Consider the following 21,256-nt stretch of genomic DNA (forward strand, 5'->3'; position numbering starts at 1 on the left):
GTTTACTACTAACTTGCGCTTTTTAAGATTTTTTTAGTGTTTTATAAATTTTTGAGCTTTTATACTTCCGTTACTATTTATTTTTAAAATGTAGTTACCTGACTGGATATTTGAAACATCAATTGTATTAGTTTTTAATTTACCTTTTAATACTTGTCTACCATTCATGTCAAATACAACATATGCTGCGTTATTTAAATGTTGATTTTCAATATTTAAATTTAAACTGTGGGTTGTTGGGTTAGGGTAAAGTATTAGGTCAGACAATAAAAACTCATCAATACTTAATTGATTTTGACCTTCAATTATATTTAAAGTTTGATTAACTGTAGGATTTAAAATAACATCTACTATTCCAGAAGGCCATTCTACGGTTAAGCTTGTAATAGTGGTTGCTGTACCTAACCCAAAATGAGTATTTAAGGTGTTCATGTATCTAAATCCATCACCACTTCTAACATCTCTAATTTGACTACCTAAGGTTGTTTCTATTGTTATTCTAGCTCCAATTCCATTTATATTACTAACGTTTCCAACGGTATTTAATGTTATCCAATTATTAATCGTGGTGTCATTCATGTAAATTGAACCATCACTACTAAAAGCATCAATAAATCCATCTGTGTTTAAGTCTCCAAAAGATCCTGCTGTAGGTAATAGACCTGTATAAAGATTAAAAGTCATGTCACCATTACCAATTAATATATTTCCATTTGAAGCTAAGTCTAAAATACCATCATTATCAAAATCGTAAGTTACGTTTTCAATACCTGTAGCAGTCATATCTAATACTCCTGATCCAGTTGTAACATCTGTAAAGGTTACTATTCCAGTTGTTGTGTCTAAATCATTTCTCATTAATTTATGAGTTCCAGAACTAGCTCCAACAAACACATCCATATCACCATCGTTATCAAAATCTCCCCATGATGAAGACCATGTTTGCATTGGATCTGATAATCCAATTTGAGAGGCTACCTCTGTATAATTGACTACTAATGTATTTGAAGCATCGTAATAAGAGTCGTTTCTATACATTTGGTTTTTTCTTCTAGCTTCTTCACCACCACATTTGGCGATAAACATATCACTATCTCCATCGTTATCATAATCAACAAAAATTGATCCATAATGTCCACCAGATGCGTAATCTCCTAAATTAAAAGGAGCAGTTCCTACGGTTGATTGATAGTATTGCAAATTACCATTACCATCGTTAATATAATACACAGTAGGCTCTACATCATGGCAAACAAATGCATCTAAATGACCATCCATATTAAGGTCTGCAAAATTTGATCTTTGGGAAAAAACATATTCTGAGCCTGAAATTTCTGTAAATCCAGTTCCAGTATCGTTTGCTTTCATAAAGGTTACACCTTGTCCAGCTCCATATAATAAATCCGTATAACCATTGGCGTCATAATCTGCAGCAGCAAGACTCCAGTTTGGTGTGAAATCAGCAGAAGTGGTTGCAATATTGACAGTATTAAAACCACCTGTCGCTAATTGATAATTAATATTAATATTTGTAGCTGTAACAGCAACAACATCATCTAGAAAATCCCCATTCATATCAACAACAGCACGATTTGAACCGTTTGTAGAAAGTGATTGTTGACTAAATGTAACAGGAGCAGGAGGAGGTGGAATAACCACTGCACCTTCCGTTAATTCCCAATCAAACCCTGAGTCACTCCATTTATCATCAAAAGCAATGTAATATGATGTACCAACTATTACATTAAATGTCGCAACAGATAAGAAATTAGTTCCAGAATCATCATCTCCAGCAACACAGGTTAGGCTACCACAAGCTCCTGAATAGATATGTACACGTGTGTCTTTACCAGAATTTTGAGTTAAGTCTGTACTGATGGTTACAGAGTAGTCGTTAGTTGGTATATACCTGTACCATTCTCCATTTGTTGCCCCAGTTCCGTTTGCTGCACAAATAGGAGAAGGTATTTCTGTACCATCAATAATTCCGTTAAGGGTAAATGTCCCAGGACCAACTATAGCTGTGTCTGTATTTGTATCCAAGCAGCTGTTGCTGTTTGTTTGTGCTTTAATTATAAATGTAACTAAGCAAATTAAAATAGTAAGTAGTGGTTTTTTCATGGTTAGACGGTTAGTTTATTGGCAGGTTTGTGTTAGTGAAGTAATCCATTGCTCTAAAAGAATAACACCTTCTTGGTGTATTAGTGTTCTACCCAATAAAGGCATTCTATATTCTTCTTGTGTATTATTTAATCTAAAGTGAATTAATGAGCGTGCTATGTTATCTGGTTCTACAATTTTAGAGTAAGGTGCTATTGGTGTATCTGGATCTACACAAACACCTAAACTAGTATCTCCTTGATAATCTCCAAATGCAAACCTAACAGGTCTGTAGTCACAATGTCTATCTTGACTGTGGCAGTGTGCACAATTAATATCTAAGTAACCTCTAATCCTGTCACTAAGTGTAGAAGTAACATCTTGCCAGTTAGAAACTGTATTGATAGTGTTAGGTAAGTTGTCTTCTAAATAACCAATTTCTATCCATTTTTGTAATTGATTTTTTACACCATCAGCGTATGCTAAATCTTTATTTAGATTTTGTGGTTTTGGACCAATTGGAATGGAGTTAACTTCAGACTTGTGGCAAGTAAAGCATTCTGCAGCAGACGGAATTCTGTAAGTGGTAGTTTTTGTTACTCCGTTTTCAATAAAAGTAACATCTGTATAACTTCCAGCTAAATCAAAGTATGCTTCTGTTTGATCATCATTCCAGATATAATTTGCAAATTTCCAACCTTCGGAAGATTTATACATTAATCGTGTTTCAATAATCCTTGATAAATTACTAGGTAATGTATTTTGGTAATAAAAGTTTTTTATAAAAACAGTGCCATCAGGAAAATTTAAAATTGAATAATCATTAACATAAGTTGCCTTTTGGTCTTTAGGCATCCAAATAAATCTTTTTTTGTGCGCGTAATCTGTAAATAAGGAATTAATAGGTTGATATGGCAGGACGCCTACAACAGGAGTTAAGTCTTTAAGGTTGTCTTTAAAAAAATGGTATTCTGATAATGTATTAAAAGGTGTTGCTTCTGGATTAAAAATAACAGGAGAGGTCTCTGTACTTTCTTGGATTGGGATATACGTTTCTTCTGAGCTACAAGAAAATTGCAACAAAGTAAAAAAAGCAATAACTAATAAGCTCGTGTAGTTTTTGACCATATAAAAAATATATGGTCACTAATATATAAATTAATTGACCTAAAAATGGTATTAACTTAATGAAATTTAGATTGTTATATCTAAACTAAGTTGTGTTTTACTAAATATTCTGCAATCTGAACAGTGTTTGTAGCTGCTCCCTTACGCAGGTTGTCACTAACAATCCACATATTAATAGAGTTTGCCTGAGATAAGTCGCGTCTAATACGACCTACAAAGACATCATCCTTACCATTGGCATATAAAGGCATTGGATAGGTGTTAGTGTCTAAATTATCTTGTACGACTACACCTTCGGTTTGGCCTAAAAGCGTTTTAACTTCAGCTAAATCAAAATCATTTTCAAATGCAATATTAACAGACTCACTATGTCCACCAGCTGTTGGTATTCTAACTGCAGTAGCTGTTACAGCAATAGTATTATCGTTTAATATTTTCTGGGTTTCGTTAACCAACTTTAATTCTTCTTTGGTGTATCCATTGTCTTCAAATACGTCACAATGCGGAATTGCATTTTTAAAGATAGGATAGTGATACGCCATTTCTCCTGTAACGCCATTTAATTCATTTTCTAATTGTTGCACAGCTTTTACTCCTGTACCAGAAATGGATTGGTAAGTTGAAACGACTATTCTTTTAATTTTATATTTTTTATGAAGAGGAGCCAAGCACATAACCATTTGTATGGTCGAGCAATTAGGATTGGCTATTATTTTGTCTTCTTTAGTAAGTTGATTTGCATTAATCTCCGGAACCACTAGTTTTTTGTCCTGATCCATTCTCCAAGCCGAAGAATTATCAATCACAGTTGTACCTACTTCTGCAAATTTTGGTGCCCATTCTAATGATGTGCTTCCACCAGCCGAAAATAAAGCAATATCTGGTTTGGCATTTACAGCGTCTTGTAAGCTTACAATTTTATAATCTTTACCGTTAAATGAAAGTGATTTACCTACGGATCTTTCTGAAGCTACAGGTATAAATTCTGATATAGGAAATTGTCTTTCTTCTAATACTTTACGCATAACTTCTCCAACCATTCCGGTTGCTCCAACTACAGCTACTCTCATTTTAAATACAAATTAAATTAAAGGCTAAAATTAGGGTATTTAACTAAAAAAGTAATATAATTAGTATTAATTTTTTCGTAAAAATTTGAGCATAAAAAAACCGATTTTAAAACTAAAATCGGTTTTTTATGATAATACTAAAAATTAGATTACTTTTTTAAAGCATCTCTAATTTCCATTAATAATTCGTTATCAGATGGTCCTGCTGGTGCAGCTGGTTCAACTGGTTTTTTAGTTTTATTGTATGCTTTAACAATTAAGAACATGATAAATCCAACAATTATCAAGTTAATTATTGTATTAATCCAGCTACCATACATTATTGCATTTTCTGGTTTTGTAACAACACCAGCTGCGTCTACTACTGCCTCATCAAGTACAAGTTTTTTAGCAGCAAAATCAATTCCTCCTGCAAAATGTCCTACAAATGGCATAGCAACGTTATTTACAAAGCCATTAATTACTTGGCCTAATGCTCCAGCCATAATTACAGCAACCGCAAATTCAATTACGTTTCCTGTCATGATAAAATTCTTAAATTCTTTAAGCATAATTTTAATTTTTAATGTTAGTTAATATTAATGATATTCGAATTTAGTTAAAATTTTAACATAACTGGTACTTATCAAATATATGTAAATGACATTTATCGACGAAATACACGTTTTACACGTTGAGAGATGGCAGTAATTAATTCGTAGGAAATGGATTGTACATTTTCTGCTAAAGCCTCAGCAGTGTACTTGTTATCAAATACAATAACTTCGTCACCTTCATTACAATCTATGGAAGTGATGTCTACCATAATCATGTCCATACAAACATTACCTAGTATATATGCTTTTTGATTATTAATGGTTACAAATCCATTTTTGTTACCATATTGTCTTTTAATACCATCTGCATGACCTATTGGTAACGTTGCAGTTTTTGTATCTGTTTGTGCTATAAAAGCTCTGTTATAACCTAAGCTTTCTCCTTTTTTTATATGATGAATTTGCGAGATGTTTGTTTTTAAAGCTGTTATTGGTTTTAGGTGTTTGTTTACATTTGGATCGTTTCCAAAACCGTTTAATCCAATACCACTTCTTACCATATCAAAGTGTGCTTCTGGGTAGTTTATAATACCAGAGGTGTTACAAAGGTGTAAAAATGGCTTGTAGTCTAATTTGGCATAGACTTGTTTGTATATTGTTTTAAAATGTTCTATTTGAGATACAGTAAATGCTTTATCATCCAAGACTTCACTTTCTGCGAGATGAGAAAATAAACTGGTGATGTGTACCGCTTCGGTTTTAGATACTGTTTCAACTATTTTAAAAATATCTTCCAAACCAAAACCTAATCTATTTAATCCAGTGTTAAATTTTAAATGTACAGGATAGTTGTGTTGCTTATGTGTTTCTGCGGAAGCAATAAAAAGGTCTAAAACTCTTTGTGAGTATAGACTTGGTTCTAGGCAACGTGTTATAATGTCGTCAAAACTTACAGGTTGTGGATGTAATACTAGTATTGGTGTTGTAATTCCTGCATCACGCAGTGCTACACCTTCATAGGTATAGGCTACAGCAAAATAATCTACGTCTAATTGTTGCAGATATTTTGCAACTTCTACAGCGTCACTTCCGTAGGCAAAGGCTTTTACAACCGCTAAAAATTTGGTGTTTCCGGAGAGTTTTGATTTTAAAAACTTAAAATTATGTTTTAGTGCTTTAAGGTCTATTTCTAAAACTGTTTCTTGAGCTTTATTCATTAGAGATTTTAGATTTTGTGTCAATCTCTTGGGCATCTTCTACCTTTATGTGTTTCACTTTTTCTCTAAGTGTTGCTTTATAATATGCAGCTCTGCTTAGTGGCTCATACTCTTCAGTTTCACCTAACAAAACAAGGTTGTCATTTGCAGATTTCCTGAAACTATATTGTGCTAGGTTTCCGGTTCTGGTACAAACAGCGTGTACTTTTGTAACATATTCTGCTGTTGCCATTAAATAAGGCATTGGTCCAAAAGGATTACCTTTAAAGTCCATATCTAAACCTGCAACAATTACACGTATGCCTTTATTAGCTAGGTCGTTACAAACACGGACGATTTCGTCATCAAAAAACTGAGCTTCGTCAATACCAACCACATCACAGCCATCCGCAAGAATTGGAATATTAGCTGCAGCAGGTACAGGAGTGGATCTAATCTCGTTAGCATCGTGCGATACTACCATTTCATCATCGTAACGAACATCAATAGCTGGTTTAAAGATTTCTACTTTTTGTTTAGCAAATTGAGCGCGTTTAAGTCTTCGGATTAACTCTTCAGTCTTTCCAGAAAACATTGATCCACAGATGACTTCAATCCATCCAAATTGTTCTTTTTGATTTACTGTATTTTCAAGAAACATTTTGTAAATTTAGCACTAAAACGTAAAGCATTTACGTTTTGTATAAAGGTGGGTCAAATTTATTAAAAATCAAAAGGCTAACTTGCAATTAATTCAAAAATTATAAAAAAAAATAAAACCATGAAGAAGAAATTAGAATCAGAATTAATGAGTATTGCACACAGGATTCTAAAACTAGTTGGTAAAGAAGACGTTAATAGGATGCATGCAGAAGTTGCTGTTTTGTATGAAAAGTTAACCGTTTTAAAATTTGCTAACGAAAACTTTGAAGATAGTTTACCGACTATTGGTAATGACTCTTCATTTTTTGATATGTTAGATTCTGCTTTTAATAACAAAGTAAGTGATAACATAGAGGTAGATGATAAAACCTATATCAATTTGGATGATGCAGATCAGGATGATATTATGGAGCCAGTCATGGAGAAAATAAAGGATATGGTTGCTCAAATGCCACAAGAAACTCACCAAGTGGATGACCTAATTGAAGCAGTTATACCAAAGCAAAATTATACTAAAAATGATTTTGAAGAGATAACCGCAGGCTTTGATGAGATTCCTGTTTTTGATCCTGTGTCAAAATCTGATATAAATGAAAAAAAGAGTTTAAACGATAAACTTAAATCTGGTTTAAACATTGGATTAAACGATAAATTAGCATTTATTAAGCATTTATTTGATGGCGAACCTGACGATTATAATAGAGTATTATCACAACTTAATACGACTACAACTTTAGACGAAGCGTTTAATTTAATTAATAATGTAGTTAAACCAGACTACAATAATTGGGTTGGTAAAGAAGATTACGAAGTCCGTTTTATGGAAATTATCGAAGCTAGATTTAAGTAGTTAGTAAACTTTAATACTTAATTTAAATGAAACAAACGTCTATAAAGACTGTGTTGTATTGGATTGTTACAATTTTAGTTTGTGTGATTTTTTTATATTCAGCACAGATGTACTTTTTTAATATAGAGATGGTTGAAGGTTTTTTTAAAGCACTAAATTATCCAACCTATTTAGTAATTCCTTTAGCAATAGCCAAAATACTTGGTGTTGTTATGATTTTATGGCGAAAAAATAAATGGTTAACAGAATGGGCTTACGCTGGATTTTTCTTTGATGCTTTATTAGCAACAGTAGCACACTACAATGCAGGTCATGGTCTTTTTGGTATGTCTTTTTATGCTGTTATAATAGTTTTAATCTCTTATTTTTTAGGGTTATCGGTTCGTCAAAAAAACAAACTAATAGTTTAAATATATATATCCTACCAAAGGATTTTTTATTGTTGAAATACTTAACACATAATAATAAGTGCCAACAGGTAACACTTTGTTTTGATTAAAAGGACCTTGATTTGGCATTCCGTTCCAGTCATTAATATAGTTGTTACTTTGGTATATTAATGTACCATATCTATTGTAAATTTTTAAATCATTATTTGGATAGTCTTCAATGCATGGAATTACAAAGGTGTCGTTTACCATATCACTTCCAGGAGAAAACCCTTTAGGGATTTGTAAACAATCATCAACAGAAATTATTGCCCAATCCTGATTATTTGTGTCATTTCTATCAATCTCTAAAACTTCAGTTAAAGTAGCTGTGTTTAAAAGATTATTGGAAGATATAACTTGAGCTGTTATTGTTAAACTCTCTGATTGATTTGGTAATAAGTGACTTATACTCCATAAAAACGAATTTACATCATAATTTCCAAAGCTGGTGTTAGCAGTTATAAGCTGATAGCCAATTGGAAGTTTTTCAAAAATCAAAATATTTGTAGCTTCGGTAGTTCCAACATTACTAGCGCTAATGGTAAAAGTAACCTCTTGACCAATAGAAGTTTGTGTTGGAGTTACAGATTTTAATACTTCAATATCAACATTAGTTGTATCCTCTAAAACAGTTAATGTTGCATTTGCTTGAGAGCTATCAATATTATTTTGATTGCTAAAATTGCTACTGCTATTATTGTATATACCTTCCATTGTAGAGGTGACCAAAACCGAAAAACTACAACTTGCCACACCTGCTGGAATAATTAAGTCAGATACGCCAACAAATGTTCCGCCTAATGAGCTAGTAAATGTTGCAGTACATCCATTACTATCTGTCCAAGATATTGGACCTGCTATAGTTAATCCAAGAGGTAAATTGTCTGTAAAGGTTATATTTGATTGCGCTGCGTTACCAGAAACATTAAATACTGTAAACTCTAATTGACTTTGTTGACCTACAATTATTTGGTCTGGAGTAAAGGTTTTTAAAACCGTTGGAGCAATAACTTGCATATTGCTAATTGACAGATTGGTATCGGGAGTTAACTCGTTGTTTTCGTTAATGTTGGCTATGGCTTGTGCAGTATTTGTAAATGCACCACCATAACTTGGTGCTGTTACCGGAATTGCTATTTGTATAGTGGATCCGCCTTCCATATTTGTAATATTACCAGAAATAGTATTACCAGAAATATTAAATGCGGACATGCAGGATGCTATGCCTGAAGTCACAATACAAGATGGTGTTCCGTTTATTGTAAATTCTGGACCTAATATATCTTCAAAAGCAATATTTGTTGCGTTTGAACTTGTGTTACTATTTGTGATGTCTATTATCCAATTAAATGTACTATTTACACCAACAGAGGTAAATTCGGGATAGGTCTGTACAACGATGTCAATGCAAGGAGCTAGATATGTAATAACGTGGTCTGTATTGTTGAGTAAATCAATTTCATTGTTATAATCTACGCTTTCTATTGAAACATTATTTCTTATAATAATAGGATCTGTGCTACACTCTGGTTGCCAATCTACAACCACTTCATAGGTTATTGAGCTTTGCGCAGGAAGTACCACATTTTCTTCAGGAGTAATTTCCCAAAAAACATCGTTTTCTCCTGCTTCAGGAATACCATCCTGAAACTCTCCGATGTTAGCATTAATAATATCATAACAAGTGGCAGTACCTGTGGTGCCAATACAATTTACAGAAATTAATGTTCCTGATGAGGCTTCAGTAATAAAGTCACTTAAATAAATTATAGAATCTACATTGCCATAATTAGTTGCCACTACTTGATAAGTGACTTCTCCCCATTCTATTGTGTTTGTTGGTGTTAAACCACTTGGTAAAACTGGGTTTGTCTGTTCTTTTGTAATTTTAAGCATAACAGTTTCGGCAGGATCACATTCCTCTAAAGGAGGTAATAATAAGAAATCACTATCCGCATTATTTCCAATATTCGGATCAATAATAGTGCTTTCTAATAAATTTACACCACTTCTTACGTGTACCAAAGTATTATCGTCTAATTGTATCGAGCAGTCGTCAGGTTCAATAAATACTACAACAGTAATTACTGTAATTGTAGTGTTAGTGGGTAGGAAAAATTCGCTGCTTTCCCAAAACTGATCCTGATCAGTTAAAGTAAAATCTGTACAGGCAACAGGACCTGTGGTAGCATCACAATTTATGGATATAATGTCCCAATCGGTATTTAAGGTTAAATTTTGAAGAAAAAAGCGCATATAAGCATCTTCAGGACCCATATTACAAATAGTGGTTACAAAAGTTACTTCTTCGTTCCAATTAATTTCTGCTAAAGGATCAGGATTAGTTTGTATAGTAGTTATACATAAATCCGTCATGTCGCAAAGGTTTCCTTGTGGTAATGGATTAGTAATTATGTTGGAACTATCTGAAGATTGATTGATATCAGAAGGGATAAACGTTAGTTCGATTAAACTTGACAATTCTAAATTGGCAAACTGTATCGCACATGTTGGATCTAAAAAAAGGACTTCCATTTCAAAAGTTATAGATCCTCCAGGTGTAAACTCGATAGGTGTTGTAAAGGTAAAAAAAGGTTGATACGATGTAATCCCAACTGTTACACCTCCATATGTTGAGGTGTCAGGACACAGCACACCAGCAGTAGTACTAATGCAATTTAAACTATTAAGTTGTATTATAGGTATACCAATTAAAGGTCCAAAAGGATTATCAAATCTACTTATAAAGCTTTGTAATGGAAAAGGGATGTCACTGTTATTGGTAATAGTAAATTGATAAGTTATAGTTTGGTTCCAATCACTTATTGAAGTGCCTGAAGTAGGTGAAATTTGATTGTAATCAACCGTAAAGTTAATTGGAGGTTCGACTATGTCAATAGATATAACAGACGTGTTGTTGGATAAATTATTATCCGTTGTGCCTTCAGGCGAAAAAACTGTGGCGTTGGTAGCAACACCTCCAGGAGTTAAAGAGGCCTTAACAACAACCTTTAATTGTACACTGCTATTTGAGGGTAGGTTTGCTATTGTACCAGATATTGTGTTTCCGCTTAAAGTGATTGGTGTAATTACGCTGGCTCCACCAGTTTGATTTTGACTATTTGTACTTAAAACCGTTAAGTTAGGATTTAATGTTTGTGTAAAAGTTGCATTAGTAACATTGCCTCCCGAATTAAAAATGGTAATAATATATTGAAAATCTTGATAAATATTAACTTGCGAAATTGAACTGCCAGATAAGTTTTGTGCAGCAACTACTATTGATAAATCTGTAGTTTGCGCTTTGCTTATTAAAAATGAAAAACAAAACATAATTAAGCAAAACGATTTTTTCATAGTTGGTTGGTTTATTGATAGATGTCTAAATTACTAAAAGGTTGCTTCAACTCTCTCAAAAAGATTGTAAATTTGAATTAGAATTCAGTTAAAACATGAGTAAATTATACATAGTTCCAACACCAATTGGTAATCTTAAAGACATGACATTTAGGGCTGTAGAGGTTTTAAAAGCAGTCGATTTAATTTTAGCCGAGGACACACGTACCTCAGGAAAGTTATTAAAACACTATCAGATTAGTACGCAAATGCAAAGTCATCATATGCATAACGAGCATAAAACGGTGGATAATTTGGTCCAAAAATTAAAAGCAGGAACCACTGTTGCATTAATTAGTGATGCAGGGACACCAGCCATTTCAGATCCAGGATTTTTACTAACACGAGCCTGTATAGAACATGGTATTGAAGTAGACTGTCTTCCAGGAGCAACTGCGTTTGTGCCAGCATTAGTAAATAGTGGCTTCCCTAATGATAAGTTTGTTTTTGAAGGATTTTTACCAGTAAAAAAAGGTCGTCAAACAAGATTAAAGCTATTAGCCGAAGAGACCAGAACCATTATTTTTTACGAAAGTCCACACAAATTAAATAAAACCTTAGGTCATTTTTGCGAGTATTTTGGAGAGGACAGACCAGTATCAGTGTCTAGAGAACTAACTAAATTATACGAAGAAACCATTCGCGGAACCGCAAAACAGGTTTTAGACCATTACACTAATAAACCACCTAAAGGTGAAATTGTAATAGTGGTAGGTGGAAAAAGTAAATAATATATAGGATAAAGATGACAATAACAGCATTTAAATTAAAATTAAAAAACACACCAAATACTATCGCTTTCGCGGAAACGATGCAAGTCGTGGATACGTATTTTGATTTTACACCAACAGCTTTTGCAAATGGTTTGGTGCAAAATGCTGCAGGAGAAAATTCAGGTTCATGCAAAGTATTTGCTTTTGCAAAAGCAGAAGCTTTATCTAAAACCGAAACCTTGGCATGTTTTGGACAGTATTATTTTGATGACGTTTTAAAAGACCCAAACGGAACAGGTCATCAAAACGTCAGAAACTTTATGATAACAGGTTTTGAAGGGTTGCAATTTGACCAAAACCCATTAACTAAAAAGAAAATCTAATAAAAAACCTCACTAGATATAGTGAGGTTTTTTATTATTAACTAAGTGTAAGCTTTAATTACACGTGTTTCCCGACTTCAAAACCATGTTTTCCTAAATATTGGTTTCCGCTATCAATAGCATCTTCTTCTAAAGTAGTTCCCATACTATCATTCCATCTGTTTAAGTATCCAAATAAAGAGATTACACCAAGCATTTCTACAATTTCACCTTCATCCCAATGTTCGTGTAAGCGTGCTTTAATAGTTTCGTCTACTTGATTTGGTACTTGACTAGCAGCTAAGCTAAAATCTAAAGCAGCACGTTCTGCGTCGCTAAAAGCGGGATGTGTGCGGTATTCCCAAATATTATCTAATTGTTCTTGTTCTGCGCCATAACGTTCTGCTGCTCTAATAGCATGTGCTTGACAATATCTGCAACCTGTAGCATTACTACTTACCCATGCAATCATTCGTTTTAAGGCAGAGGTAACACGACCTTCATTAGCCATAACCGCTTTGTTTAAATTAATAAAGGCTTTACTAATAGCAGGTCTACGTTGCATAGTTAATACCGAATTTGGACAAAATCCAAGAGTCTCGTTAAAGAAAGTCGCCAATTCTTTAGTTTCTAAATCGTAATCTGCTGTTAAAGGTGTTACTAATGGCATCGTTTTTTCGTTTTTAAGTAGTATTTTTGATTGATATCAATAAACGAAAAAATATTCAATTATGTCGCATAAAATTACAACCAATTGGAAGGGAAACATGTTATTCGATTCTGATAACCCAAGTGGTCATCATGTTTTAATGGATACAGATGTAGAAGGTAAAACGCGTGAAGGCCTATCTCCAAAAGCACTAATGTTATCGTCCTTAGCAGGTTGTTCTGGATTAGATGTCGTATCTATTTTAGATAAAATGAAAATTGATACTTATGATTTAAAAATGGAAGTTGAAGGATTGTTAACCGACCAGCATCCTAAATATTATCATACCGTAATTTTAGACTATCACTTTACAGGTAAAGATTTAAACGAAGAAAAAATAAATAGAGCAGTACAATTATCTATTGAAAAATATTGTGGTGTTATGGAGATGTTTAGGCGTTTTTCTGAGGTTAAAACCAATGTGCATTTTCATAATAAGTAAGCTTATTTACTTAGAAAAAGTCTAATTTATATTCTAAATCCATTACATGCGCTGGACCTTAAAACCAAAACCAAATCCTAAAATCGTTAAGTCTTTAGCGGATAGTTTGCAAATTGATGTACCTATTGCATCGCTTTTAGTGCAACGTGGTATTGAAAACTTTGAGGACGCTAAATCTTTTTTTAGACCTAGTTTAGACCATTTGCATGATCCGTATTTAATGAAGGATATGGATAAAGCTGTGGTTAGAATACAGTACGCTATTGCTAATAATGAAAACATATTGGTATATGGCGATTATGATGTAGATGGTACGACTTCTGTTGCGTTAATGTCATCGTATTTAAAAACAAAAACACCATTAGTTGCTACTTATATTCCTGATCGATATGGTGAAGGTTACGGTGTCTCTTATCAAGGTATTGACTTTGCAGAAGACAACGACTTTAGTCTTATTATAGCACTAGATTGTGGTGTCAAAGCTGTAGATAAAGTCGCATACGCGAAACAAAAAAGTATAGATTTTATAATTTGTGATCACCACAGACCAGGTGCTACTGTACCAGATGCAGTAGCTGTTTTAGACCCAAAACAAGCAGATTGTAATTATCCTTATAAAGAACTGTGTGGTTGTGGTGTTGGATTTAAATTAATTCAGGCTTTAGCCGAAAAAGATGGTCAAACTATCAACGATTTACTTCCGTATTTAGATTTAGTAGCGACTGCAATTGGCGCAGATATTGTTCCCATTACTGGGGAAAATAGGGTTTTAGCTTACCATGGTTTAAAAGTGGTCAATCAAAAATCGAGAGCAGGATTTAGAGCGATTATCAATCAGCTCAAAAAAGACACGTTAACTATTACGGATGTTGTGTTTACTATTGCACCACGTATTAATGCTGCAGGACGCATGAAACATGGGCAATATGCGGTAGACTTATTAACGGAAATCGATTTTGATACAGCGGTTACCTATGCTGAAGAAATTGAAGCATTTAATTCTGACCGAAGAGAAACTGATAAAACAATTACAGTTGAAGCGTTAGCACAAATCATAGAAAACAAAGAAGAACAAAGACTAACCTCTGTCGTGTATCAAGAGGATTGGCACAAAGGTGTTATTGGGATTGTAGCTTCAAGATTAATTGAAACGTATTACAGACCAACATTGGTGTTTACTAAAAGTGGAGACAAATTAGCTGCATCTGCTAGATCAGTTTCTGGATTTGATGTCTATAATGCTCTAGAGGCTTGTAGTGAACATATCGAACAGTTTGGAGGTCATATGTATGCTGCAGGTTTAACGCTTAAAGAAGAAAACTACGAAGCTTTTAAACAAGCGTTTGAAGATGAGGTTTCTAAAACCATAGATAAAAATTTACTAACACCAGAAATTAAAATTGATACGACTTTAGAGTTAAGTGCTATTGATGATAGATTTTGGCGTATTATCAAACAGTTTGCACCTTTTGGACCAGGAAACATGACACCTATTTTTATGTCGGAAGATTTAAAAGACACTGGTTATGGAAAATGTGTTGGAGAAGACGATAAGCATATTAGATGCACAGTGACGCAATCTGGTAGAGAAAAATTTGTGTGTATTGGTTTTAATTTAGGCGATAAATTAAACCTTATAAAAGATAGAAAACGTTTTAAAGCGGTCTATTCTGTAGATGAAAACCATTGGCAAGGCAATGTGTCTTTGCAATTAAAATTAAGAGATTTAAAAGAATAATATGGCTAAAAATGATCCATACGCAGCATTAAGAATAAGAGAGTTTAATATCTTTTTATTAGTAAGATTTGCCTTAGTCTTTGGTTGGTCTATGCAATTTGTGGTAATAGAATGGCAAGTTTACTCTATGACTAATAATAAATTAAGTCTTGCTATAATTGGTTTATGCGAGTTTTTACCAGCTTTTTTTCTTGCTCCTTTTGCAGGGCATATTGTAGATAAAAAAGAAAAACGAAATCTATTTGCACTTTGTATTACGCTATTTTCTTTAATTAGCTTTGGACTGTTTTGGTTGACCTCCAATACCATTGAAGCCACCTGGAAAATGCCAACTATTTTATATAGTATTTATGCATTGGTGTTTTTTGGAGGTGTTTTAAGAGCCTTTTTTGGTCCAACTATCTTTTCTTTGATAGCCTTACTTGTGCCTAAAAAGATTTATCCTAATGCAGCAACATGGAGTAGTAGTACATGGAAAGGAGCAAGTGTTTTTGGTGCTTTATCTGCAGGGTTTTTAATAGCTTGGATTGGTGTTCATCATACACTTGGTATTATATTCTTTTTAGTAATGTTGTCCTTAGTACTGGTGTTTTTAATTAATAAAAAGCCAATTTTAAATAGCGGAAATAAAGAAACAGTAAAAGAAAGCTTACAAGCAGGACTTAGTTTTGTGTTTAACGACAAGGTGGTTTTAGGTGCATTAACATTAGATATGATTGCTGTTTTGTTTGGAGGAGCTGTCGCTATTTTTACTGTTTTTGCAAAAGATATTTTAGATGCTGGGCCAAAAGGTTTAGGTATTTTAAATGCTGCATTATCCTCAGGAAGTATTTTGACAATGTTAGCGACAACTTACATTCCTATAACAAAAAACACAGGTAAAAAGTTACTGGTTTCTATCTTTGGTTTTGGGGTTTGTATGATAGTTTTTGGTGCTTCTAAATTAATGTGGCTTAGTGTTTTAATGTTGTTTTTAGCAGGTGTTTTTGACGGAATCTCAATGGTAGTAAGACAAACTATTCTGCAATTAAAGACGCCAGACCATATGAGAGGTCGTGTAGGTGCAGTTAACTCGATGTTTGTTGGGTCGTCTAATGAGTTAGGAGCTGTTGAGAGTGGTATTGCTGCTAAACTTTTAGGAGCGCCATTAGCGGTAATATTTGGTGGGACAGCTACACTTATAATTGTTGCTATAATTGGTGTTAAAAACCAACCACTTCGTGATCTTGATTTAACAAAAGATGTTGAAGACCATGAAAAAGAGGATTAATACTCTTTTAACTCCATGTTTTCGCCATCAAAAACTCCATAAGTAAAGTACTGTATCCAATCGCCTAGATTAACGTATTTAGAGTTGTTACTTAAGTCTATGTTTAATGGTAAGTGTCTGTGTCCAAAGACAAAGTAATCGCGGTGTTTAGTCTCTAGTTTGCGTTTGCAGTATTGTACTAACCACTCTTTATCGTCTCCTAAAAACTTAGCATCATCGTCACCAGAGATCATTTTGTTTTTAACAGACATGTATTGTCCTAAGCGTAAAGCAAAATCTGGGTGTAATAAACGTTGGAATAACCATTTAGCAACAGGATTGGTAAACACTTTTTTCATGCGTTTATACCCTTTGTCTTCTGGTCCTAAACCGTCTCCATGTCCTATAAAAAAGGTTTTGTTGTTAAAGGTAAATTCTTTTGGTTTGTGGTAAACAGGGATGTTTAATTCTTCTTCAAAATAGCCATCCATCCACAAATCATGGTTACCTACAAAGTAATAGATTGGGATTCCGGAGTCACTAATTTCTGCTAATTTACCTAATGTTCTGGTAAATCCTTTTGGTATCACACGTTTATATTCCATCCAAAAATCAAACATATCTCCTAATAAGAAAATAGCTGCTGCATCGTCTTTTACCATGTCTAACCATGCGACAAACTTTTTTTCGCGAGGTAAAGAGAGCTCTTTTGTTGGTGCGCCTAAATGATTGTCTGAGGCGAAATATATTTTTTTTCCTTTTGGAATTTGCATGTGGTAAAGATAACTATTTCTTGATAATGCCTATCGTTAGCAGGTGTGTGCGTTAGCGATTGATACGGTATCCTTTTTTGTGCGCGCTTATGCGCAAAAAAGATATAGTGGAAAGCGCGCCCCTTGTGGTAACGCCCAAATTATTTATTGGTTATCGCTGGCGTACCATTGTGCGTAGCTGGTTGCGGTTTCGGATAGTTTTAAAGAGTGCAGTTTGATGTTGTTTGGTAAACGGTCTTGTATTTTTTGTGCAAAATCGATGACCATCATTTCGCTGGTTGGTTGATAATCCACCAGTAACACGTTGTGGTCTCTGTCTTGAAGCTCTTTGGCTAGTTGGACATGTGGTGTGTTTTTGTTAAATACTGTGGCGTGATCAAAAACGTCTACAATTTCTTCTTTTACTATTTTTTTTAGATCTGTAAAGTCTATTACCATTCCAAATTTTACATTGTTGCTATCAGAAATTGGTGTACCTATTACTGTTACATCTAGTTTGTAACTGTGTCCATGGACGTTTTTACACTTTCCGTCATAACCATAAAGTGCGTGTCCAGTCTCAAAAGTAAATTGTTTTGTAATACGAATATTGCTCATTAACCTAAGTTTTATTGCGCAAAGATATTGAATTTGTAAAAGCGAAAGGTTATTAGGTTACATTTGCGCACTTTTTTAAATATAAAACAGGTTATGAATCAGATTTTTGAGGCTTTAGATTTTATTGAAAATCCATTGTACGAGCAAATTATAGAGGATATTGCAAAGCAAAAATTTACGATTATTGATAATTTTTTTTCTGAAGAAGAAGTTGTTGCTTTAAGAGGGTCTATACTTGATAAGTATGAGGAGGATGCTTTTAAAAAGGCTGCTATTGGTAATAAATTTGATGAGGTAATAGTTAAATCTATTAGAGGTGACGTGATTTTATGGATTGAGGAAGCTAGAGCTAATGCAGCGGAATCTTTGTTTTTTAATAAGATTAATGATTTGGTTGGTTATTTAAATAAAACGTGTTTTTTGGGAATTTTACATAAGGAGTTTCATTATGCGATTTATCCAAAGTCAACGTTTTATAAACGTCATTTAGATACGTTTAAAAATGATGATAGACGTAAGCTGTCTTTTGTGTGCTACTTAAATCATGAAGATTGGCAACCAGAAAATGGTGGCGAATTGGTATTGTATTTAGACGATAATGGTAATGAAGTAGAGAAAGTAGTATATCCTTTTCCTGGTCGTGTGGTAATATTTGAAAGTCAAATTTTAGAGCACGAAGTTAAACCAGTAAATACTAAAAGATTAAGCATTACTGGTTGGCTTAAAACGCGTTAATTAGCGTCTTCTGTTGCGCATTTTATTATAGAAATAAGCTATAATTACAAATAATGCTAGTAATGGAAAAATTAAATTGCTCATAATTTTAAGACTCTTTGTTACGATTTTTATTATATCTGTACAGCAAATAAGCTAGTACTACTAAGATAAAAAGTGGCAAATACGATCCAATTAAAATACCAATTTGATAATTATTATCTGGAGCATTTTTGATTTTGTCTTCAATATTGACTTGTAGTAAGCTTAATAACATACGATTTTATTATGTTGTAAAGTTAGTTGTTTTGTGCAAGAGGCAAAAATTGTTTTCTAAATTTTATAATTAACGGAAAACCACGCGCTATAATCCACAAAGTAAAGGCTATAAATATACCATGTAATTTTAAGTTGTAATAATCTGCAATAAAAAGGACTGGTAAAAAAACAAAAAAAGTGGATAATAATAGTAAGTTACGTAGGTCTTTCATTTTTCCTAAACCTTTAAACATACCATCAAATATAAAGGCTAAAGCACACAAGGGTTGCATGGCTAGTACCATCCAAAAAACACTATAAAAGGTTTTTAAAACTTCGGGTTCTTTGGTGAAAAGTCTGCCTATTGGATAGTAAAATATAGCTCCAATTAGTGCTACTAGGCTACCTAAGTAAATCCCATATTTTATTAGTTTTTTACTTAATTCTAATAGCTCTTTATAGTTTTTTTGACCAAATAGTTTGCCAGACAAAATGTTTCCTGCGCTAGCATAACCATCTATTATAAAGGCTCCTAAAAACCAAAGATTAATTGCAATTGTATAAGCTGCAATATAGTTTTTGCCATAGCCTGTGGCATATTTTGTTGCAAAATATAACGTGATATTTAAGGCTAGTGTACGTACAAACAAGTTTAATATCATGATAGCAAAATTGCTGATTTGTTTGTTTAATGGGAATTTAACCCGAAGCGGAATATTAGTTTTGGTTAATAGTAAATAGCCAGATAGGATTGCCATTATTATTTGTGCTATTACACTAGCATACGCAGCACCTTTTATATGCATGGGTTGTATAAATCCATTAATACCATACACTAGCATAAAGTCTAAAATTACATTTAAAAAGGCTCCAATAATTGCAATTACCATGGGATAGTAAGTGTTTTGTAATCCTCTAAAGGTGCCAAAAACTGCGATAACAAATAAGGTAAACGGAAAACCAAATACTCTAATTTTATAATACTCTATACTATAATCCAAAATCAGACCTGAGGCATTATAAAGTTTAAATATCTGCGATGTAAATGGATATGTTGTTGCTATTATAACTAAGCTTAACGAGGTAATTAATAAAATAGCTTGAGCAGGTAAGTCTTTAACCTGGTCTAATTTATTGGCGCCAACATGTTGTGATATTATAGAAGAAATAGCGCTTCTAGTTTGTCCTAATATCCAAATTAACATAGATAAAAATGTGGTAACTATACCAATTGCAGCTAAGGACTCAGTTGGGTTAAGCTGTACATTTCCAACAACAGCAGCATCTGTTAAAGACAAAATAGGTTCTGATATACCTGCTATAAGTGCAGGAATGGCTAGTTTATTTATATGTCTTAAGCTTATGGAGGTATTCAAAATTTGTATTCAAAATGATTTTGTAAAGGTCGTAAAAGATTATCGAAGTTTTTGTAAAGAAAAATCTGTATTTTTGATTTCTAAACACTCTTTATATGAAATCTATTTTAGTTCCTGTTGGGTCATCAAAAAACGCACAAAGTCATTTACAATACGCAGTAGATTTTGCTGAAGCTTTTGGCGCAAAATTATATGTTGTTCAAGTATATAATGTTTATACCAAATCAGGAACGATGATTAAGGTGGATCATATTTTAGAAAGAGAAAGTTTAGATTTTTTAAATAAGCACGTTGCTTCGGTAAATAAAAAAAATGTTGAGGTTATTGTAAAAACCTTTAAAGGAAAATTAGTAGACACGTTAGAGTTAGTTTCTAAATCGTTAGACATTGATTTAATTATTTTAGAGCCTAGAACAAATTCTATTAAAGATGAAGTTTATTTAGGTAAAACCTCTGGTAAAATCATTAAGCAAACTAATATTCCTGCACTTATTGTTCCTGAAGGTTATGTTTATAAACCAATAAATTCAATACTATTTGCATTAAAATCTGCAGTCATTAATAAAGTTGATGCTTTGTATCCTTTATTAAGTTTAAAAAATCATTTTAATGCTAAGTTAAATTTACTGCTAGTAAAAACACCTTTTCACTCTCAAAGTGATTTTGTTATAGCAGAGGATTTAAAAGAACATTTATCATCTACAAAAGAATCTGAAAACGCTACTACGTTTCAAGGTGTCTTAGAGCATTATAAAGAATTTAATCCTGATATTCTTTGTGTTGTCCGTCGTAAAAGAGGATTTTTTACTAAAATGTGGGAAAAAAATAGCATCCTTAAAAAGGATTTTTATGTGACAACATTTCCTGTTTTAGTGTTAAGCGGACTAAAATAATTTACTCGTGTTTTGTGCTTTTATCGGTAAAATCATTTGATTTAACTAATATAATAGCTGTT

21 protein-coding genes are annotated in these 21,256 nt (G+C 33.1%); 9 read left to right on the plus strand and 12 right to left on the minus strand.

The features are described 5' to 3' along the window. Positions 1–33: 33 nt before the first annotated feature. From JM82_RS13905 to JM82_RS13930, 6 genes are all read right to left on the minus strand, one after another. On the minus strand, positions 34–2,121 hold the full coding sequence (locus tag JM82_RS13905) for an FG-GAP-like repeat-containing protein (protein ID WP_145005249.1): 2,088 nt from the start codon (positions 2,119–2,121) through the stop codon (positions 34–36). A gap of 15 nt (positions 2,122–2,136) precedes the next feature. Continuing rightward, positions 2,137–3,183, minus strand: coding sequence for a hypothetical protein (locus JM82_RS13910; protein WP_261375434.1), 1,047 nt, complete (start codon positions 3,181–3,183; stop codon positions 2,137–2,139). A gap of 125 nt (positions 3,184–3,308) precedes the next feature. Continuing rightward, a complete protein-coding gene (locus JM82_RS13915; protein WP_145005255.1) occupies positions 3,309–4,298 on the minus strand; it encodes an aspartate-semialdehyde dehydrogenase in 990 nt (329 codons plus the stop codon). Positions 4,299–4,447: 149 nt separating this feature from the next. Continuing rightward, positions 4,448–4,849 (minus strand): large conductance mechanosensitive channel protein MscL, encoded by a 402-nt coding sequence (gene mscL / locus JM82_RS13920; RefSeq protein WP_145005258.1) that lies wholly within the window; start codon positions 4,847–4,849, stop codon positions 4,448–4,450. Positions 4,850–4,944: 95 nt separating this feature from the next. Then, positions 4,945–6,051, minus strand: a complete 1,107-nt coding sequence (gene alr / locus JM82_RS13925) for an alanine racemase (protein ID WP_145005261.1) — start codon at positions 6,049–6,051, stop codon at positions 4,945–4,947. Further along, a complete protein-coding gene (locus JM82_RS13930) occupies positions 6,044–6,691 on the minus strand; it encodes a thymidine kinase (protein WP_145005264.1) in 648 nt (215 codons plus the stop codon). The genes alr and JM82_RS13930 overlap by 8 nt, the downstream gene beginning before the upstream one ends. Positions 6,692–6,811: 120 nt before the next feature. On the opposite strand from JM82_RS13930, the gene JM82_RS13935 reads away from it, so the two are divergent. Together JM82_RS13935 and JM82_RS13940 are read left to right on the plus strand one after the other, a co-directional pair. Then, entirely contained in the window at positions 6,812–7,543 is a 732-nt protein-coding gene (locus JM82_RS13935) for a hypothetical protein (RefSeq protein WP_145005267.1), read from the plus strand. A gap of 26 nt (positions 7,544–7,569) precedes the next feature. Further along, positions 7,570–7,953 carry a DoxX family protein gene (locus JM82_RS13940; protein ID WP_145005270.1) on the plus strand — a complete coding sequence of 128 codons (384 nt, stop codon included), beginning with the start codon at positions 7,570–7,572 and terminating at the stop codon, positions 7,951–7,953. On the opposite strand, the gene JM82_RS13945 is transcribed toward JM82_RS13940, so the two are convergent. Further along, positions 7,942–11,331 carry a gliding motility-associated C-terminal domain-containing protein gene (locus JM82_RS13945; protein WP_145005273.1) on the minus strand — a complete coding sequence of 1,130 codons (3,390 nt, stop codon included), beginning with the start codon at positions 11,329–11,331 and terminating at the stop codon, positions 7,942–7,944. The genes JM82_RS13940 and JM82_RS13945 overlap by 12 nt on opposite strands. A gap of 95 nt (positions 11,332–11,426) precedes the next feature. On the opposite strand from JM82_RS13945, the gene rsmI reads away from it, so the two are divergent. Together rsmI and JM82_RS13955 are read left to right on the plus strand one after the other, a co-directional pair. Continuing rightward, entirely contained in the window at positions 11,427–12,101 is a 675-nt protein-coding gene (gene rsmI / locus JM82_RS13950; protein ID WP_145005276.1) for a 16S rRNA (cytidine(1402)-2'-O)-methyltransferase, read from the plus strand. 14 nt (positions 12,102–12,115) lie between these two features. Next, on the plus strand, positions 12,116–12,466 hold the full coding sequence (locus tag JM82_RS13955) for a HopJ type III effector protein (RefSeq protein WP_145005280.1): 351 nt from the start codon (positions 12,116–12,118) through the stop codon (positions 12,464–12,466). A gap of 58 nt (positions 12,467–12,524) precedes the next feature. Here the strand turns inward: JM82_RS13955 and JM82_RS13960 are convergent, their stop codons facing one another. Continuing rightward, positions 12,525–13,115 carry a carboxymuconolactone decarboxylase family protein gene (locus tag JM82_RS13960; RefSeq protein WP_145005284.1) on the minus strand — a complete coding sequence of 197 codons (591 nt, stop codon included), beginning with the start codon at positions 13,113–13,115 and terminating at the stop codon, positions 12,525–12,527. A 61-nt stretch (positions 13,116–13,176) separates the two neighbouring features. On the opposite strand from JM82_RS13960, the gene JM82_RS13965 reads away from it, so the two are divergent. Genes JM82_RS13965 through JM82_RS13975 form a run of 3 tightly spaced genes read left to right on the plus strand, consistent with a single transcriptional unit; the run spans position 13,177 to position 16,604 of the window. After that, positions 13,177–13,596: an OsmC family protein gene (locus tag JM82_RS13965; RefSeq protein WP_145005289.1), complete on the plus strand. Its 420-nt coding sequence runs from the start codon at positions 13,177–13,179 to the stop codon at positions 13,594–13,596. A 46-nt stretch (positions 13,597–13,642) separates the two neighbouring features. After that, complete coding sequence (gene recJ / locus JM82_RS13970) at positions 13,643–15,334, plus strand: single-stranded-DNA-specific exonuclease RecJ (RefSeq protein ID WP_145005292.1); 1,692 nt, start codon at positions 13,643–13,645, stop codon at positions 15,332–15,334. A gap of 1 nt (position 15,335) precedes the next feature. Further along, positions 15,336–16,604 (plus strand): MFS transporter, encoded by a 1,269-nt coding sequence (locus tag JM82_RS13975; protein WP_145005295.1) that lies wholly within the window; start codon positions 15,336–15,338, stop codon positions 16,602–16,604. Here the strand turns inward: JM82_RS13975 and JM82_RS13980 are convergent. After that, the gene (locus tag JM82_RS13980; RefSeq protein WP_145005298.1) at positions 16,601–17,356 is read right to left on the minus strand and encodes a UDP-2,3-diacylglucosamine diphosphatase; all 756 of its coding nucleotides are present in this window, start codon (positions 17,354–17,356) and stop codon (positions 16,601–16,603) included. The genes JM82_RS13975 and JM82_RS13980 overlap by 4 nt on opposite strands. A gap of 144 nt (positions 17,357–17,500) precedes the next feature. After that, a complete protein-coding gene (locus tag JM82_RS13985) occupies positions 17,501–17,953 on the minus strand; it encodes a 6-pyruvoyl trahydropterin synthase family protein (RefSeq protein WP_145005302.1) in 453 nt (150 codons plus the stop codon). A 93-nt stretch (positions 17,954–18,046) separates the two neighbouring features. On the opposite strand from JM82_RS13985, the gene JM82_RS13990 reads away from it, so the two are divergent. Next, a complete protein-coding gene (locus JM82_RS13990; protein WP_145005305.1) occupies positions 18,047–18,688 on the plus strand; it encodes a 2OG-Fe(II) oxygenase in 642 nt (213 codons plus the stop codon). 88 nt (positions 18,689–18,776) lie between these two features. On the opposite strand, the gene JM82_RS16430 is transcribed toward JM82_RS13990, so the two are convergent. Next, on the minus strand, positions 18,777–18,944 hold the full coding sequence (locus JM82_RS16430; protein WP_186439227.1) for a hypothetical protein: 168 nt from the start codon (positions 18,942–18,944) through the stop codon (positions 18,777–18,779). Between the two features lie 22 nt (positions 18,945–18,966). Then, positions 18,967–20,301 carry an MATE family efflux transporter gene (locus tag JM82_RS13995; protein WP_145005310.1) on the minus strand — a complete coding sequence of 445 codons (1,335 nt, stop codon included), beginning with the start codon at positions 20,299–20,301 and terminating at the stop codon, positions 18,967–18,969. Positions 20,302–20,396: 95 nt separating this feature from the next. On the opposite strand from JM82_RS13995, the gene JM82_RS14000 reads away from it, so the two are divergent. After that, entirely contained in the window at positions 20,397–21,194 is a 798-nt protein-coding gene (locus JM82_RS14000; protein WP_145005313.1) for a universal stress protein, read from the plus strand. The last annotated feature ends 62 nt before the right edge of the window (positions 21,195–21,256 follow it).

Source organism: Olleya sp. Hel_I_94, assembly GCF_007827365.1.
GTDB lineage: Bacteria > Bacteroidota > Bacteroidia > Flavobacteriales > Flavobacteriaceae > Olleya.

What these genes read in the sequence shown, in the direction of transcription:
- JM82_RS13905 (WP_145005249.1), bottom strand. Translation starts at nt 2,121, where the DNA reads ATGAAAAAACCACTACTTACTATTTTAATTTGCTTAGTTACATTTATA.
- JM82_RS13915 (WP_145005255.1), bottom strand. Translation starts at nt 4,298, where the DNA reads ATGAGAGTAGCTGTAGTTGGAGCAACCGGAATGGTTGGAGAAGTTATG.
- mscL (WP_145005258.1), bottom strand. Translation starts at nt 4,849, where the DNA reads ATGCTTAAAGAATTTAAGAATTTTATCATGACAGGAAACGTAATTGAA.
- alr (WP_145005261.1), bottom strand. Translation starts at nt 6,051, where the DNA reads ATGAATAAAGCTCAAGAAACAGTTTTAGAAATAGACCTTAAAGCACTA.
- JM82_RS13930 (WP_145005264.1), bottom strand. Translation starts at nt 6,691, where the DNA reads ATGTTTCTTGAAAATACAGTAAATCAAAAAGAACAATTTGGATGGATT.
- JM82_RS13935 (WP_145005267.1), top strand. Translation starts at nt 6,812, where the DNA reads ATGAAGAAGAAATTAGAATCAGAATTAATGAGTATTGCACACAGGATT.
- JM82_RS13940 (WP_145005270.1), top strand. Translation starts at nt 7,570, where the DNA reads ATGAAACAAACGTCTATAAAGACTGTGTTGTATTGGATTGTTACAATT.
- JM82_RS13945 (WP_145005273.1), bottom strand. Translation starts at nt 11,331, where the DNA reads ATGAAAAAATCGTTTTGCTTAATTATGTTTTGTTTTTCATTTTTAATA.
- rsmI (WP_145005276.1), top strand. Translation starts at nt 11,427, where the DNA reads ATGAGTAAATTATACATAGTTCCAACACCAATTGGTAATCTTAAAGAC.
- JM82_RS13955 (WP_145005280.1), top strand. Translation starts at nt 12,116, where the DNA reads ATGACAATAACAGCATTTAAATTAAAATTAAAAAACACACCAAATACT.
- JM82_RS13960 (WP_145005284.1), bottom strand. Translation starts at nt 13,115, where the DNA reads ATGCCATTAGTAACACCTTTAACAGCAGATTACGATTTAGAAACTAAA.
- JM82_RS13965 (WP_145005289.1), top strand. Translation starts at nt 13,177, where the DNA reads ATGTCGCATAAAATTACAACCAATTGGAAGGGAAACATGTTATTCGAT.
- recJ (WP_145005292.1), top strand. Translation starts at nt 13,643, where the DNA reads ATGCGCTGGACCTTAAAACCAAAACCAAATCCTAAAATCGTTAAGTCT.
- JM82_RS13975 (WP_145005295.1), top strand. Translation starts at nt 15,336, where the DNA reads ATGGCTAAAAATGATCCATACGCAGCATTAAGAATAAGAGAGTTTAAT.
- JM82_RS13980 (WP_145005298.1), bottom strand. Translation starts at nt 17,356, where the DNA reads ATGCAAATTCCAAAAGGAAAAAAAATATATTTCGCCTCAGACAATCAT.
- JM82_RS13985 (WP_145005302.1), bottom strand. Translation starts at nt 17,953, where the DNA reads ATGAGCAATATTCGTATTACAAAACAATTTACTTTTGAGACTGGACAC.
- JM82_RS13990 (WP_145005305.1), top strand. Translation starts at nt 18,047, where the DNA reads ATGAATCAGATTTTTGAGGCTTTAGATTTTATTGAAAATCCATTGTAC.
- JM82_RS16430 (WP_186439227.1), bottom strand. Translation starts at nt 18,944, where the DNA reads ATGTTATTAAGCTTACTACAAGTCAATATTGAAGACAAAATCAAAAAT.
- JM82_RS14000 (WP_145005313.1), top strand. Translation starts at nt 20,397, where the DNA reads ATGAAATCTATTTTAGTTCCTGTTGGGTCATCAAAAAACGCACAAAGT.